General features: G+C 54.0%; 17 protein-coding genes and 1 tRNA gene. 2 read left to right on the forward strand and 16 right to left on the reverse strand.

Features of this window, described 5'->3' with window-relative positions; translation table 11 throughout:
* Positions 1 to 23: 23 nt before the first annotated feature.
* The 12 genes from KI809_RS07815 to pal form a co-directional block, all read right to left on the reverse strand.
* Positions 24 to 245, reverse strand: a complete 222-nt coding sequence (locus KI809_RS07815; RefSeq protein ID WP_214170972.1) for a hypothetical protein — start codon at positions 243 to 245, stop codon at positions 24 to 26.
* Positions 242 to 451 carry a helix-turn-helix domain-containing protein gene (locus KI809_RS07820; RefSeq protein ID WP_214170973.1) on the reverse strand — a complete coding sequence of 70 codons (210 nt, stop codon included), beginning with the start codon at positions 449 to 451 and terminating at the stop codon, positions 242 to 244. Before KI809_RS07820 ends, KI809_RS07815 begins: the two co-directional genes overlap by 4 nt.
* An 11-nt stretch (positions 452 to 462) precedes the next feature.
* Entirely contained in the window at positions 463 to 639 is a 177-nt protein-coding gene (locus KI809_RS07825; protein WP_214170974.1) for a helix-turn-helix transcriptional regulator, read from the reverse strand.
* A gap of 210 nt (positions 640 to 849) precedes the next feature.
* Entirely contained in the window at positions 850 to 2,112 is a 1,263-nt protein-coding gene (locus tag KI809_RS07830; RefSeq protein WP_214170975.1) for a tyrosine-type recombinase/integrase, read from the reverse strand.
* 179 nt (positions 2,113 to 2,291) lie between these two features.
* Positions 2,292 to 2,379 (reverse strand) — tRNA-Ser (locus KI809_RS07835).
* Between the two features lie 54 nt (positions 2,380 to 2,433).
* On the reverse strand, positions 2,434 to 2,910 hold the full coding sequence (gene tadA, locus KI809_RS07840) for a tRNA adenosine(34) deaminase TadA (RefSeq protein WP_214170976.1): 477 nt from the start codon (positions 2,908 to 2,910) through the stop codon (positions 2,434 to 2,436).
* A 9-nt stretch (positions 2,911 to 2,919) separates the two neighbouring features.
* Entirely contained in the window at positions 2,920 to 3,165 is a 246-nt protein-coding gene (locus KI809_RS07845; RefSeq protein WP_246559272.1) for a hypothetical protein, read from the reverse strand.
* Positions 3,166 to 3,169: 4 nt separating this feature from the next.
* Entirely contained in the window at positions 3,170 to 4,846 is a 1,677-nt protein-coding gene (locus tag KI809_RS07850; RefSeq protein WP_214170977.1) for a ribonuclease J, read from the reverse strand.
* A gap of 10 nt (positions 4,847 to 4,856) precedes the next feature.
* The gene (locus KI809_RS07855; RefSeq protein WP_214170978.1) at positions 4,857 to 5,255 is read right to left on the reverse strand and encodes a tetratricopeptide repeat protein; all 399 of its coding nucleotides are present in this window, start codon (positions 5,253 to 5,255) and stop codon (positions 4,857 to 4,859) included.
* Positions 5,252 to 5,437, reverse strand: a complete 186-nt coding sequence (locus KI809_RS07860) for a hypothetical protein (RefSeq protein WP_214170979.1) — start codon at positions 5,435 to 5,437, stop codon at positions 5,252 to 5,254. The genes KI809_RS07855 and KI809_RS07860 overlap by 4 nt, the downstream gene beginning before the upstream one ends.
* A gap of 1 nt (position 5,438) precedes the next feature.
* Entirely contained in the window at positions 5,439 to 6,140 is a 702-nt protein-coding gene (locus KI809_RS07865) for a lysophospholipid acyltransferase family protein (RefSeq protein ID WP_214170980.1), read from the reverse strand.
* 163 nt (positions 6,141 to 6,303) lie between these two features.
* Complete coding sequence (gene pal, locus KI809_RS07870; protein WP_214170981.1) at positions 6,304 to 6,891, reverse strand: peptidoglycan-associated lipoprotein Pal; 588 nt, start codon at positions 6,889 to 6,891, stop codon at positions 6,304 to 6,306.
* A gap of 325 nt (positions 6,892 to 7,216) precedes the next feature.
* Here pal and KI809_RS07875 point away from each other — a divergent pair, with 325 nt between their 5' ends.
* Both KI809_RS07875 and KI809_RS07880 read left to right on the forward strand, forming a co-directional pair.
* Positions 7,217 to 7,678: a single-stranded DNA-binding protein gene (locus KI809_RS07875; RefSeq protein WP_214170982.1), complete on the forward strand. Its 462-nt coding sequence runs from the start codon at positions 7,217 to 7,219 to the stop codon at positions 7,676 to 7,678.
* A 168-nt stretch (positions 7,679 to 7,846) separates the two neighbouring features.
* Positions 7,847 to 8,629: an enoyl-CoA hydratase-related protein gene (locus KI809_RS07880; protein ID WP_214170983.1), complete on the forward strand. Its 783-nt coding sequence runs from the start codon at positions 7,847 to 7,849 to the stop codon at positions 8,627 to 8,629.
* Between the two features lie 16 nt (positions 8,630 to 8,645).
* Here KI809_RS07880 and KI809_RS07885 read toward each other — a convergent pair whose 3' ends face one another.
* From KI809_RS07885 to KI809_RS07900, 4 genes are all read right to left on the reverse strand, one after another.
* Positions 8,646 to 9,389, reverse strand: a complete 744-nt coding sequence (locus KI809_RS07885; RefSeq protein ID WP_214170984.1) for an LptM family lipoprotein — start codon at positions 9,387 to 9,389, stop codon at positions 8,646 to 8,648.
* Positions 9,386 to 10,762 (reverse strand): argininosuccinate lyase, encoded by a 1,377-nt coding sequence (argH, locus tag KI809_RS07890; RefSeq protein WP_214170985.1) that lies wholly within the window; start codon positions 10,760 to 10,762, stop codon positions 9,386 to 9,388. Before argH ends, KI809_RS07885 begins: the two co-directional genes overlap by 4 nt.
* A 159-nt stretch (positions 10,763 to 10,921) precedes the next feature.
* The gene (locus tag KI809_RS07895) at positions 10,922 to 12,049 is read right to left on the reverse strand and encodes a hypothetical protein (RefSeq protein WP_214170986.1); all 1,128 of its coding nucleotides are present in this window, start codon (positions 12,047 to 12,049) and stop codon (positions 10,922 to 10,924) included.
* Complete coding sequence (locus tag KI809_RS07900; protein WP_214170987.1) at positions 12,046 to 12,525, reverse strand: NUDIX domain-containing protein; 480 nt, start codon at positions 12,523 to 12,525, stop codon at positions 12,046 to 12,048. Before KI809_RS07900 ends, KI809_RS07895 begins: the two co-directional genes overlap by 4 nt.
* Positions 12,526 to 12,633: the final 108 nt, after the last annotated feature.

The following is a 12,633-nucleotide window of genomic DNA, read 5'->3' on the forward strand; positions in this document are numbered from 1 at the left end:
CATGAATCCTCTATTAGTTGTAGCTACCAGTCCGGTGGAAACATCCCGACTTCGGATCGCTTGCCGATAAGAAGCGTTGAGTTGTCATTTTGGATTTTGAGAATATTGGGGCTGTCACTTCTTATGATATTGAAAACGAATTGTTCCAGTTTCCGATGAGTCATGCCTGGTTCAAGTGAACGCTCATAGAACTCTGCTGCCAACGTTCCCCTCAGGCTGATATTTTGAATCATCACCTTGCTCATGATTGTTTACCTTGAATTACCGCCTCTATTTCTGAGAGTTTGAAACGGCGGCTCTTCCCAAATTTATGACTTGGAATCTGCTGGCGTTGCGCTTGCTTATAAACTGTGTGGATGTTTAGTCCTAAATACTTTGCAATGACACGGGCGGACACATAAGGTTCTTGATTGCAAATATTTTTCAGAATAGCGATAGGCTGCTCTTTCATTGGCATATCCTTTAAGAATGGTCTGGAAATACGGTATCAATAAAACGTTGCACGTCCTCTTCTTTCCAAACTGTGCAACATCCCATCTTTTGGGGAGCAGGAAATTTATCCTCTTTTACCCATTTCCATATAGTACTTTTGCTGACGGGCACATTTTCCAAAACTTGTTTAATTCGTAATAATTTCATTTCTGCCTCCGCTGATAGTGAGAACTTGGCAAAAAAAAACCCTAAATATGCAGAGAGGTCCAACTTTGCCTCCATGCATGTTTAGGGTTTATTGCTTTTTGCTATTTAATTGTGAGTTAGCTATACCATCGAATGCCGTCCGTGTCAATATTCCATGTTATCAGCATGTTATGTAGTTTAGAGGTTTCGTCAAATGATAGTTGTCATGAATCAAGCTGTCTTTTGCTTAAACGGTAACACAGTGGCACCCGCCTTGAGTCCATCGAGATAGTCCGACCATAGCTGCATCATCTTACGGCGTTCTTCAAGGTGAGTTGTGCGGTTGTAAGCGCGCCCCAATGGCCCTTTTACTGCATGAGCGAGCTGGTGCTCAACTATTTCGGGACGGAAGCCAAGAGTTTCCTCAATAATCGTTCTCGCCATAGCCCTGAAGCCATGGCCGTTGATATCCTCTTTTGTGTCGTATCCCATGCAACGGAGTGCTGCGTTGACGGTGTTTTCGCTCATAGGTCGCTGGAGCGACCTGACTGAGGGGAACGCGTAAGGGCTATTCCCGGTCAGTGTCCTCAAGTCGCTCAATATCGCAACAGCTTGTTTCGACAGTGGAACAAGGTGCTTTTGGCCTTTACGTTCTTCTTTAATTCGTTTTTTGAGCTTCAATTTTTCAGCAGGTACGTTCCATTCGCCCGCATCAAGGTCAAACTCCGACCATTCAGCATTACGCAATTCTCCGGGTCTAAGGAATACAAGAGGAGCGAGCTTTAGAGCACATTTGACTGGAAATGTTCCTTTATATCCGTCGATTGCCCTCAACAATCCAGCAATTTCTTTTGGGTCAAGAAGAGTTGGAAAGTGTTTCTTGCTGCGAGGTGCCAGTTGGCCTTTGAGGTCTGCTGTCGGGTCGCGTTCGGCTCTTCCACTTCCAACGGCATATCTAAATACTTGCCCGAGTACAAACTTTACCCTGTGTGCGGTTTCCAGTGTCCGATCTTCAATAAGTCGCAATAATCTGAGCACTTCAGGGGCCTTTAGTTCTGCAATAGGTCTTGTTCCCATCGACGGGAAAATATATTGTTCCAGACGCCGTATCACCCAATAAGCATGAGAGTCTGACCATGTGGGGGCAAACTTTGCATGCCATTCGCGGGCAACTACCTCAAAGCTATTTTCTCCGGCTTCCTGTTGTGCAGCCTTTTGAGCCTTCTTTATTAAGCCTGGGTCAACTCCATTGGCTAACAGCTTTCGGGCATCTTCACGACGCTGTCTGGCATCTGCAAGGGATATGGAAGGGTAGGAACCAAGAGCTAGGGTTTTGCGTTTCCCGGCAAAAGTATAATCAAGCCGCCATAGTCTGCCCCCAGCAGTGTTCACCAAAAGGTAAAGCCCCTGGCCATCGGAAAGCTTGAAATCCTTCTCTCTCGATTTCGCGTTTCTTACCTGAACATCGGAAAGTGGCACAATCCTTTTACGCATGGCCCTTTACCTCCATTTACGGTATCTGACTTTTAAAGCATGGCGAATACCGTAAGAAATACCGTATCGTTTACGGTATGTCAAGGAACAGGGAAGAACTATATCGGACAACCATAAAAGAAAAAGCCCTGATTTCTCAGGGCGTTCAATACTACATCGGACATTGCCGGATTGTTTTTTGGCGGAGAGGTAGGGATTCGAACCCTAGGTACGTTGCCGTACACCTGATTTCGAGTCAGGCACCTTCGACCACTCGGACACCTCTCCGTGAAGGTCTCCTGTATATCCCATCTGACGAATTATTTCAACACATCAGTGCGATCAATCGCTCAATCCCCGCTTTTTATGCCGTCGCAACTCCCGGAAAAAGTCACTGAGCAACTCGGAACACTCCTGGCCCCGGACGCCGCTCTCCACTGCGAACCGGTGGTTCAGGCGGTTGTCGTTGGAGAGATCGTAGAGCGATCCGGCGGCGCCCCCCTTCGGGTCGAAGCAGCCGAACACCAGCCGGTCGATCCGCGCCAGGATCGACGCGCCCATACACATCAGGCACGGCTCCAGCGTCACATACAGGGTGGCACCGGTGAGCCGCCAGTTGCCGGCACGTTGAGCGGCGCGACGGATGGCAACGAGCTCGGCATGGGCTGCCGGGTCCTGCTTTGACTCGCGCAGATTGTAGCCTGAGCCAAGAATCCTGCCATCACGAACGATTACCGCGCCGATCGGTACCTCGCCACGGGCTCCGGCCTTCTTGGCGGCCTTGATCGCTTCTCCCATCCAGTAATGGTCATCTTTCATGCAAAGGCTCTAAGCGGAACTCTTTTTGGTGAAGGTCAGCCGGGCGATGTCGGCGCCGGCCTTGAAACCTAGCAGCAGCAAGGGAGAGGAATGCAGGAAGAGATCAAAGATATCGAGCGGCTTATGGAGAGCGCCGGCCATCAGCATCCGGAGCTTTTCCGCCAAGTGCGGCTCGTGGAAATATGGGGCCGGGCCGAGAATCAGCGCCAGAGGGATGAGAACCTTATATCTGAGCAGGGGACGCAGCGCGTTCATCGGCCTACATTTCCAGAATAAGCGGTAGGATCACCGGTCGCCGCTCTATGGTCTTTTTAAAGAACCGGCGGAGCGTTGCCCGCACTTCCTGTTTGACCTCGTTGAGATCGCCCATAACCTCGGCGTTCAGTTCCGCAAGCTTGTCGGTCACCACCTTGCGTGCTGCCTCCAGGTAATCCTGGCTCTCATCTTCAAAGACAAAGCCACGGGACACGATGTCCGGGCCATAGATGACCTGGCCGTTATACATGGCAATCCCGATGATGACGATGACCATGCCGTCTTCGGATAGGTGTTTGCGGTCTTTCAGCACGATCTCGCCGACATCGCCGATCCCTTTGCCGTCGACAAAGACCCGGCCGTTCTCGACCTGGCCGATAATACACGCCTCGCCGGCGGAGAATGCCATGACATCGCCGTTATTGGCCACAATGCAGCGCTCAGCAGGGATGCCGACCTTCTGGGCAAGTCGCGCATGGCGCACCAGATGGCGATATTCGCCATGGACCGGGATGAACCAGTGCGGACGGGTCAGATTGAGCATCAGCTTCAACTCTTCCTGGCTGGCGTGGCCCGAAACATGGACTTCGGAAACCTGCTCATGAAAGACCTCGGCGCCGCGGCGGTAGAGGTGATTGATCATGTCGGTGATGGTCTTCTCGTTGCCGGGAATGACGCGGGAGGAAAGGATGACAGTATCGCCTTTGGTCAGCTTGATCTGCTTGTGGTCATCCATGGCGATCCGGGTGAGGGCACTCATCGGCTCCCCCTGGGAACCGGTACTGATGATGCAGACCTGCTCCTTGGGGAGATGCGGCAGCTCTTTCAGATCGATGAGCAACCCTTCCGGAACCCGCAGATAGCCAAGCTCCCTGGCTATCTGGACGTTGGCGATCATGGAGCGCCCGTTGAGCAGTACCTTGCGGCCACTGGCCACAGCTGCCTCTACCACCTGCTGGACCCGGTGAATATTACTGGAGAAGGCGGCAACGATGATCCTGCCGGGGCATTTGGGGAACAGCTCGTGGAATGCCTCGCCGACAGCCCGCTCGGAGATGGTATACCCCTCACGCTTGACATTGGTGGAGTCGGACATCAGCGCCAGAACCCCCTCCTCGCCGTAGCGGGCAAAGGTGGCAAGATCGGTCAGTTCGCCATCCACCGGTGTCTGGTCGATCTTGAAGTCGCCGGTGTGAATCACCACCCCTTCGGGGGTGCGGATCGCCAGACCGCAGCCATCGACAATGGAATGGGTGACGCGGATGAATTCCACGGAAAAGCAGCCGGCGGTAACGGTTTCCCGAGGCTTGACCACTCGCAGGTCAACCTTCTCGTCAAGATGAAACTCTTTCAGCTTGGCCTTGACCAGCCCGAGGGTCAGAGCGGTACCGAATATCGGTGGATTGACTTCAGGGAGAACGTACGGCAGCGCGCCAATGTGGTCTTCATGGCCGTGAGTCAGGAAAATACCCCGGACCTGTTCAACGCGATCACGCAGGTAAGTTATGTCGGGCACCACCAGGTCAATGCCGAGCATTGATGCGTCTGGGAACATCAGGCCGCAATCGACAAGAATGATCTCTTCACCGTACTCGAAGACAGCCATGTTAAGGCCGATCTCACCGAAACCGCCGAGAGGGATGATTTTGAGTCCTGAAGAGTCTTTTGGTAAAAGGTCCATTTAATCCTATCTAGCGGGTAGGTTGTGTGTTGACCAGCAGGGCGATTCTAGTGTCACAGCGGGCAATCCAATCAGTCCCGGGGGTATTCAGGCTGCTCACCGCGTAAAAAGAGCTTCTCAGCGCCCTATAGGCGACCAATGCCTTGGGGGCATCCCCCTTCTGCTCAAGCTGCTGGCCGAGTTGCCAGAGACGTTCCGCAGCACGCTCGACCAGAGGGCTAAGTGGCGTGTACATATGGATGGAGGCCTCATAGGCCGAGATGGCGGCAATGGCATCGCCTTTGGCCATGGCATCTTCACCGATGCCATACTGGCTCCACTGGCGATACAGGGTGTTCCCCCAGATCAGCACGATGGAGATCAGGGCAGCGACAATCACATGTTCGGCAATGCTTCTGGCTTTACTCATAAATATCCTTTGAAAAAGCCGGGAACAGTAAGGATGAGCGCCCCCAGAAGAGAAGATATCACCCCGACCAAGACCAGGAGGGAAGCAAGGATATCAAAAGGCTTGCGCAGGCGGTGCATGGCGGGAAGGCCCCATGCCACCCCCGCAAGACCGCACACAATTAAGGCAATGGCTAAAATCATTTTATATCTCCAGGTTTGCGGCGATTGCCGCCCGAACCTGATCCATCAGCTCGGTACGCTTGCGGCCTGACTGCGCTGTCTCGGATATCGGCTCGGCAAATCTGATACGGATGGTGCCGGGCTTAAGCCAGCGCCTTTTGGCAGGGTTTATCTCACCGCTTCCGCTAATAGATACAGGCACAATGGGCACATTGGCCTTTTCTGCCAGAAGAAAGGCGCCTTTTTTGAACGGGATAAGGGCACCGTCTTCAGAGCGTGTCCCCTCCGGGAAGATCACGACACTGCTCCCCTGGTTGATCCTTGCAGCTGCCGCAATCATGCTCTTGAGTGATTTGCGGCCGTCGCTCCGGTCAAGAGGGATATACCCGGCCCGCCTCATGGAATGGCCGAACACCGGGTAGGAAAACAACTCTTCTTTGGCGATCCAGGAGAATTGCCGGGGGATGGCCTGATACAGAGCCAAAATGTCGAAATTGCTCTGGTGGTTGCTCATGAATATGACAGGAACATTCTCCGGGATATGTTCCTGGCCGGTCACGGCTACGGCGACTCCGGCCATCCAGAGGCTGGTGCTGCTCCACGCGCATGCAATCCGGTGGTAGGCGCTGCCGGTGCCGTCAAAAAGAGTGCAGAGCAACGCAACTGCCGCAAAGGCAAAGGTCAGCGGGATAAAGATCAAAAGGAATAGGTGAGCACGAAGCATTTTATTGAATCCCGCACAGTTAATCGGCACAAATCTACTTGTTTTTACTTACAGAGTCAACAAAATGTGCTTATCCGGAGGGAGGATGAACGGGGAGAGCTGCAGGAGGAAATCAAGCTACCTCTCCCTGCCCTTACTCCGAGGGCAGGGAGAGGTTCAGCCATTATTTGGAGAGAACCGCAAACTCGTCTCGCCGATTCTTGGCCCAAGCACTCTCATCATGGCCGGAATCGAATGGCTTTTCCTTGCCATAACTGATCGTTGACAGCCGCTCGGGTGAAACGCCCATTGATACCAGGTAGCTCTGCGCCGATTTGGCGCGCTTTTCACCAAGGGCAAGGTTATATTCGGCTGATCCGCGCTCGTCGCAATTGCCTTCAATGCGGATCTTGGCAGCAGGATTATTCTTCAGATATTTCGCGTTGCTTACCAATACTTCGCGAGCCTGGTCGGAAAGAACTGCCGAATCAAAGCCGAAGTAGACCTTTTCCAGTGCTGCCTTTGCTGTGGCCTTGGCCGTCACTTCCTGATCGGCAGCCGGCGTGGTCGGCTTCACAGGAACTCCTGCACTTTCCTGTTTAGTGAGAGCGGCATTCTTGCCGAGCTCTGAACTGGCAGACTGCTTGGCTACTGTGCTTGCCGCTGGTGCCATTGAATCTTCCTTTTTCACCAACTCCTGCTTGGCGCAGCCGGAAGCTGCCACAAGGCTGCACAACAGTAATGCTGATAACCACGATCCACCCGTTTTCATCTTGTTCTCCTTTGTCGTTTTACCGGTTGCCGGCAGATAAGGTTTGTCTAAAAAATATTAGCGCAGAAATAATTGGTACGCAAATAAAATATCCAAAAACTTGCAATACCGGTGTACTGCCTGGAGCCACGATGCCCTGCTGCAGGTACTAGTCCGGCTTTGGCCGCCGCCGGCCAATACAATGCCCTGATATTCCGCTGAAAACAAATTTTCTCGCCATTGCGGAAACGAAAATTTTGCCTCGCAGGACAAATTGATATAGGATACCGAAAAATAACTATTGAATAGCTATATCTTGGCAATTAGATCAAAAGGAGTTACCAAAATGGCGAGTCTCAACAAGGTGATGTTGATCGGCAATCTGGGGAAAGACCCTGAAGTCCGCTACACCACGTCAGGACAGGCAGTAGCAAGCTTTTCCATTGCCACCAGCGAAAAATTCAAGAACAGGAACGGCGAGATGGAGGAGCGGACCGAGTGGCACAATGTGGTCCTCTGGGGCCGCCAGGCGGAGATCGCTGGCGAGTATCTGGCCAAAGGGCGCACGGTTTTCATTGAGGGGCGTCTCCAGACCAGGAAGTGGCAGGACAAAGACGGGCGCGACCGCTACACCACTGAGATCGTCGGCGACCGGATGCAGATGCTCGGCGGCAAAGGGGAAGGCAGCTCCGGAGGCTCAGGAGGATCAGGAGGCCGCCCGGGTGGCGGGCGTACCGGTGGTGACTACAATTCGGCCCCGTCCTACGATGAGCCGGCCTTCAACCCAGATGACGACATCCCGTTTTGAGGAACACCTTTTTAGGTTTTGTTGAAATGAATGTAAATTTAGGGCTATAACGTCTTTGGCGTGTAGCCCTTTTTAGTTGGTGTCCCAGTTTCATCTTGCTTCTAATGGCCGCACGGTCGATCAATTCGCAAACCAAGTATCATGTGAGCATCGACCTTGGAGGGTGAAATGTCTTTGGAGAACCTGCTGTTTGAGATAGTGGAAGGAGTGGCGACCGTCACGGTGAACCGTCCCAAGGCCATGAATGCCTTGACCCTTGAAACCCTGGCAGAGCTTGGCGATGTAGTAGGAAAGATTGTCAACAATCCTGAGATTCGCGTAGCGATCCTCACCGGTAGCGGGACCAAGGCGTTCGTTGCTGGGGCGGATATTGCCATGATGCGGGAGATGACGCCGATGCAGGCCCGGGAAATGTCGCTTCGAGCACACCGGATTTTCGCTGAAATCGAACAGTCCGCCAAACCGTTTATCGCAGCGGTGAACGGTTATGCCTTGGGCGGCGGCTGCGAGCTGGCCATGGCCTGCGATATCCGGATCGCAACAGAGAACGCGAAGTTCGGTCAGCCTGAGATCAATCTCGGCATCCTTCCCGGCTTTGGCGGCACTCAGCGCTTACCACGGCTGGTCGGCAAGGGGCGGGCGCTGGAACTGATCCTTACCGGTGAGATGATTGATGCCAGCGAGGCGTTTCGCATTGGCCTCGTGAACCGGGTGGTGGCGCCGGGTGAACTGCTGGCAGAGACAGGTCAGCTAGCCCGGAAGATTGCAGTAAAGGGCCAACCGGCGGTGCAGCTCTGCAAACAGGCGATTGTCAACGGCCTTGAAATGGATATCGCCAGGGGGTGTGCCTACGAGGTGGAGCTGTTCGCCAACAGTTTCTCCACTGCTGACCAGCAGGAGGGGATGGCCGCTTTTCTGGAAAAGCGGCTGGCAGTATTCCGCGACTGCTGAACCGGTTCAGCGACGGTTAATCCGGTTCAGCCAGCTTGGCCGAAGCTGTCGCCGGGACTCCTTCAAAGCTGTAGCCATTGACTGTGGCAGTCTGTGTAGCCTGGTATAGATAGGTCACCCCAGGTTCCAGCAGGGTGTCCTCATATTTACCGAAGTTAGCAAGTCTTGCATACGGGGTCAGTGGTGCCGACTCTCCCTGTTTTGCCCGGTAGATGGCGCACCCTGTCGGCAGGTATCCAGCGGGGAGGGCGACCGCAGAGCATTCTAGGGTTACCGAGCTGGTGGTTGCCGTTGTTTTCAGGACCGGTGCAGGTAACGGCGGCTGTTTGGTGAACCGGGCCTCAGCAGGAGCGCTTTCTGCAGCACCCTTGGTGAAAGCGATCAGTCGATAGTGGTAGCCGATCCCCTGTTTCGCCTCCAAGTCGCGGTAAAACAGCCGGTCTCCCAGACTGGTTGCACCTTTAAGGTATTCAAGATCAAACTGCTTGAGCAGTCGCCATGATTCCGGGCAATCCGGACAGCCGGCGCCCAATGACATCTCACGCGCCAGTAGCTTGAACCCGGCAAGGTCGGTCAGCTTGCCGCCACTCTCCAGCCGCTTGGGCAAAGACCAGGAAAGCTGCAGCTCCTCACCTTTCTGGACCACCGTAAAATCTTTGATCTTGGCAGGCACCAGCGCTTCCGGCGCTATGAGCGCCCCTTTCCTGCCACAGGCGGTCAGACAGAACAGCATCAAGACAACAGCGGCAAACCTGATCATTTCCCGGCCTTCAACCGCTCGATCTCCATCCTGACCCGCTCTTCAGCCGTCCCCCCGGTGGCAGCACGGGCATTGACGCTGGCCTCCAGGGTGATGCACGCAAAGATGTCTCGGTCGATCTTGCCGGAGAACAGCTGCCATTCGGCCACAGAAAGCTCTTTCAGTTCCATCTCGTTTTCGATGCAATACTGGACAGCACGCCCCACGACTTCATGGGCATCGCGGAACGGCAACCCCTTGCGCACCAGATAATCGGCCACGTCAGTGGCAGTGGAGAACCCTTTGGCAGCTGCGGCTCGCATGGTTGATACATTGATCCGCATCTCGCGGATCATGTCGGCAAAGATCTTGAGGCTACCCTTGACCGTGTCAATGGTATCGAACAGCGGCTCCTTGTCCTCCTGCATATCCTTGTTGTAGGCCAGCGGCAACCCTTTCATCACCGTGAGCAGTGCCATAAGATTGCCGTAAACCCGGCCGGTCTTGCCCCGCACCAGTTCGGGGACATCGGGGTTTTTCTTCTGGGGCATGATCGAGGAGCCGGTGCAGAAAGAGTCGGAGAGCTCCACAAACTTGAATTCACTGGTGGACCAGAGAATCAGCTCTTCAGAGAAGCGCGACAGATGCATCATCAGGATAGAGGCGGCGGCAATGAATTCCAGGGCAAAGTCACGGTCCGACACCGAATCGAGCGAGTTGCGGGTCACTTCGGAGAAATCGAGGATCTCGGCCACATGTTCCCGGTCGATCGGAAAGGTGGTCCCTGCCAAGGCACCGGCGCCGAGCGGCAGCACATTGACCCGCTTCAGACAGTCCTCCATCCTGGCCTTGTCCCGCTTGCACATCTCCACATAGGCAAGCATGTGGTGAGAAAAAAGGATCGGCTGAGCGGTCTGGAGGTGGGTGAAGCCGGGCATGATCACCCCGAGGTTTGCCTCTGCCTGGCTGATCAGGGCATCGATCAGCATATCTAGATAGGCGCTGATCGCCACGATTTCGTCGCGGAGATAGAGACGGATGTCCAGGGCAACCTGATCGTTGCGAGAACGCCCGGTATGCAGCCTTTTGCCGGCCTCGCCGATCTTTTCCGAGAGCCGCGCCTCGATGTTCATGTGGATATCTTCAAGCGAGATCGAGAAATCGAAAGTGCCGGCCTCGATCTGCTGCAGGATTTCATTCAACCCTTTTTCAATAGCGAGTACATCCTCCATCGGGATGATCCCCTGCTTGCCGAGCATCCGGGCATGGGCAATTGAACCCCTGATATCCTGGTGATAGAGCCGCTTGTCGAAATCAATCGACGCGGTGAACTCTTCCACGAATTTGTCGGTTGGCTGGGTGAAGCGCCCCCCCCAGAGTTTGTCTTTGGACATGGTACATCTCCTGTTGTGTAATCTGAATGATCTAACCCGCGCGAAACCAACGGAGGTACGCGAGTGTTTGTATATACCTCAATTTTGCTGCGGATGCTGCAATTTTATCAACCATTGCAAGCGTATGAAGGTTTTTGCTCGGGCTGACTCTCCCAACAATTACATCTCCTGGATCTTTTCCCAGCGGCGGTCTTCGGTATAACGCATGATATTGTGGACCTTGAGCGGAACGCGGGAGGTGCGGGGGTCAAGATCGTGATGCAGCGGGAGATTGAAATACAGCAGCCTGGTTTCTGCTCCGAAGCGGAGGCGGCATACCGGCGCTCCGCCGAAATCGTCGGTGGCAAACTCTTTTTGCTGCATCTGCACCAGCTTATGGCGTCGATTGATTACCACGCTGGAATGGCCGTATCCCCCTTTGGTTGTCGAACCTTCCAGGGAGGTGTCGCTGGAGCTGTTGCCGAATACGGTCACCGTCTCCCTGACACCGGGGAAATCCTCCAGGTACTCGCCGTAAAAACCGGAGATGACATCGCGATAGCTCGGATGTTCGGGTTTCGGGTTGCACTGGATGACAAACAGGGTGTCAAGCCCTTGCCGTGTCGTAAAAAACAGCTGGTTGGCGTAGTCGATAATCTGCTTGATGTTAGATGAATAAAGATCCCGGTAGAGGTAATCCAGGCAGATCAGGATCATGAAATTGAAACAGGACGGTCGGGAGCGGAAGAAATAGACGTGCCGCCCCCGGTAGAGGTCATGCCCCTTGTCCAGGAACTCTTCGCCATGAAACGGATGGCTCTTTGCTTCCAGAAAGACCCGCAACGTTCCCGAAGCCTCTTTTACGACGATGCAACACCAGTTGACCGGCATCTCCAGGACATCACCGGAGTCGATGTCCCGGTCCACCAGTTCAATCGCCTCCTGGTTATCTTCCCTGAACCGTTCAAGCAGGGCCCGGTATTCCCTAAGCGAGACATGCTCCACCCCGAACATGGTAACCGTATTCACCCGAAAGCTGTCGGCAACGGCTGAGATCATGTCGTCAAAATTGCGATACGGGATGCTGGTCTCGGGCAGCATCAGGAAATGGAGCTTCTTCAGGTTACCGTCCCCGGCGGCTACCAGTTCCAGGATCGCTTTCACCTGCAGCCACTTCTCCTCCGGATCGGTCAGCAGATACCCTTCAGGCACCCGTCTCAGACTGTTCGGTACCTGCGCGATCAGGCAATGCAGGTGGTGGCCGAGGGGAAACTCCAGGTTCAGTTTTTTGTCGATTATCTGGATCATGTTGGCTGAGGTGCGGCGGTCTCCGTACCCGCTGTCCGGCGCTCCAGGTCCGGGAAGATCTTGCGCAGAATGAACTTCGTTCCTACCGGCATCTTATAATTGACCAGATCCGCCTGACTGACCCACCGCGCCTCGTCAACCTCCTGAGAATTATGGCTGATGTCACAGTAGAAGGGGTGGCAGAGGTAATAGAGAATTATGAAGTGGTAATTTTCCTCGCCCGGAGTGATATGTTCGAACACGTCAATAAGGTCTTCCACCTCCACCTTCAGGCCGACCTCTTCCATGACCTCACGCTCCAGCGCAGCGGCAATCGGCTCGCCGAGGTCGATCTTGCCGCCAGGCATCACCCATTCCCCCTGGAACGGCTGAATGTTTCTTCTGGTCAGTAGCACCTCTTTATTCTCATTGAGAATAACCGCTACCACCGAGGTAACGATATGGTCTTTCTTGAATTTGGGCTTGGTTCGCGTCATGTATAAGTAAGGTTTACCCGATTAGCCTGGAGTTGCAACTAAAAATAACCGACCGCTTCCGCCGGAAAAGACCCTCGGGCACTGTTGCCGCTACCCAGACACGGCAGA

Origin of the sequence: Geoanaerobacter pelophilus (genome assembly GCF_018476885.1) — a bacterium.
Classification (GTDB): domain Bacteria; phylum Desulfobacterota; class Desulfuromonadia; order Geobacterales; family DSM-12255; genus Geoanaerobacter; species Geoanaerobacter pelophilus.

Excerpts from the sequence above, each read along its gene's own strand:
- KI809_RS07815 (WP_214170972.1), bottom strand. The coding sequence starts at position 245 with ATGAGCAAGGTGATGATTCAAAATATCAGCCTGAGGGGAACGTTGGCA.
- KI809_RS07820 (WP_214170973.1), bottom strand. The coding sequence starts at position 451 with ATGAAAGAGCAGCCTATCGCTATTCTGAAAAATATTTGCAATCAAGAA.
- KI809_RS07825 (WP_214170974.1), bottom strand. The coding sequence starts at position 639 with ATGAAATTATTACGAATTAAACAAGTTTTGGAAAATGTGCCCGTCAGC.
- KI809_RS07830 (WP_214170975.1), bottom strand. The coding sequence starts at position 2,112 with ATGCGTAAAAGGATTGTGCCACTTTCCGATGTTCAGGTAAGAAACGCG.
- tadA (WP_214170976.1), bottom strand. The coding sequence starts at position 2,910 with ATGAAAGATGACCATTACTGGATGGGAGAAGCGATCAAGGCCGCCAAG.
- KI809_RS07845 (WP_246559272.1), bottom strand. The coding sequence starts at position 3,165 with ATGAACGCGCTGCGTCCCCTGCTCAGATATAAGGTTCTCATCCCTCTG.
- KI809_RS07850 (WP_214170977.1), bottom strand. The coding sequence starts at position 4,846 with ATGGACCTTTTACCAAAAGACTCTTCAGGACTCAAAATCATCCCTCTC.
- KI809_RS07855 (WP_214170978.1), bottom strand. The coding sequence starts at position 5,255 with ATGAGTAAAGCCAGAAGCATTGCCGAACATGTGATTGTCGCTGCCCTG.
- KI809_RS07860 (WP_214170979.1), bottom strand. The coding sequence starts at position 5,437 with ATGATTTTAGCCATTGCCTTAATTGTGTGCGGTCTTGCGGGGGTGGCA.
- KI809_RS07865 (WP_214170980.1), bottom strand. The coding sequence starts at position 6,140 with ATGCTTCGTGCTCACCTATTCCTTTTGATCTTTATCCCGCTGACCTTT.
- pal (WP_214170981.1), bottom strand. The coding sequence starts at position 6,891 with ATGAAAACGGGTGGATCGTGGTTATCAGCATTACTGTTGTGCAGCCTT.
- KI809_RS07875 (WP_214170982.1), top strand. The coding sequence starts at position 7,217 with ATGGCGAGTCTCAACAAGGTGATGTTGATCGGCAATCTGGGGAAAGAC.
- KI809_RS07880 (WP_214170983.1), top strand. The coding sequence starts at position 7,847 with ATGTCTTTGGAGAACCTGCTGTTTGAGATAGTGGAAGGAGTGGCGACC.
- KI809_RS07885 (WP_214170984.1), bottom strand. The coding sequence starts at position 9,389 with ATGATCAGGTTTGCCGCTGTTGTCTTGATGCTGTTCTGTCTGACCGCC.
- argH (WP_214170985.1), bottom strand. The coding sequence starts at position 10,762 with ATGTCCAAAGACAAACTCTGGGGGGGGCGCTTCACCCAGCCAACCGAC.
- KI809_RS07895 (WP_214170986.1), bottom strand. The coding sequence starts at position 12,049 with ATGATCCAGATAATCGACAAAAAACTGAACCTGGAGTTTCCCCTCGGC.
- KI809_RS07900 (WP_214170987.1), bottom strand. The coding sequence starts at position 12,525 with ATGACGCGAACCAAGCCCAAATTCAAGAAAGACCATATCGTTACCTCG.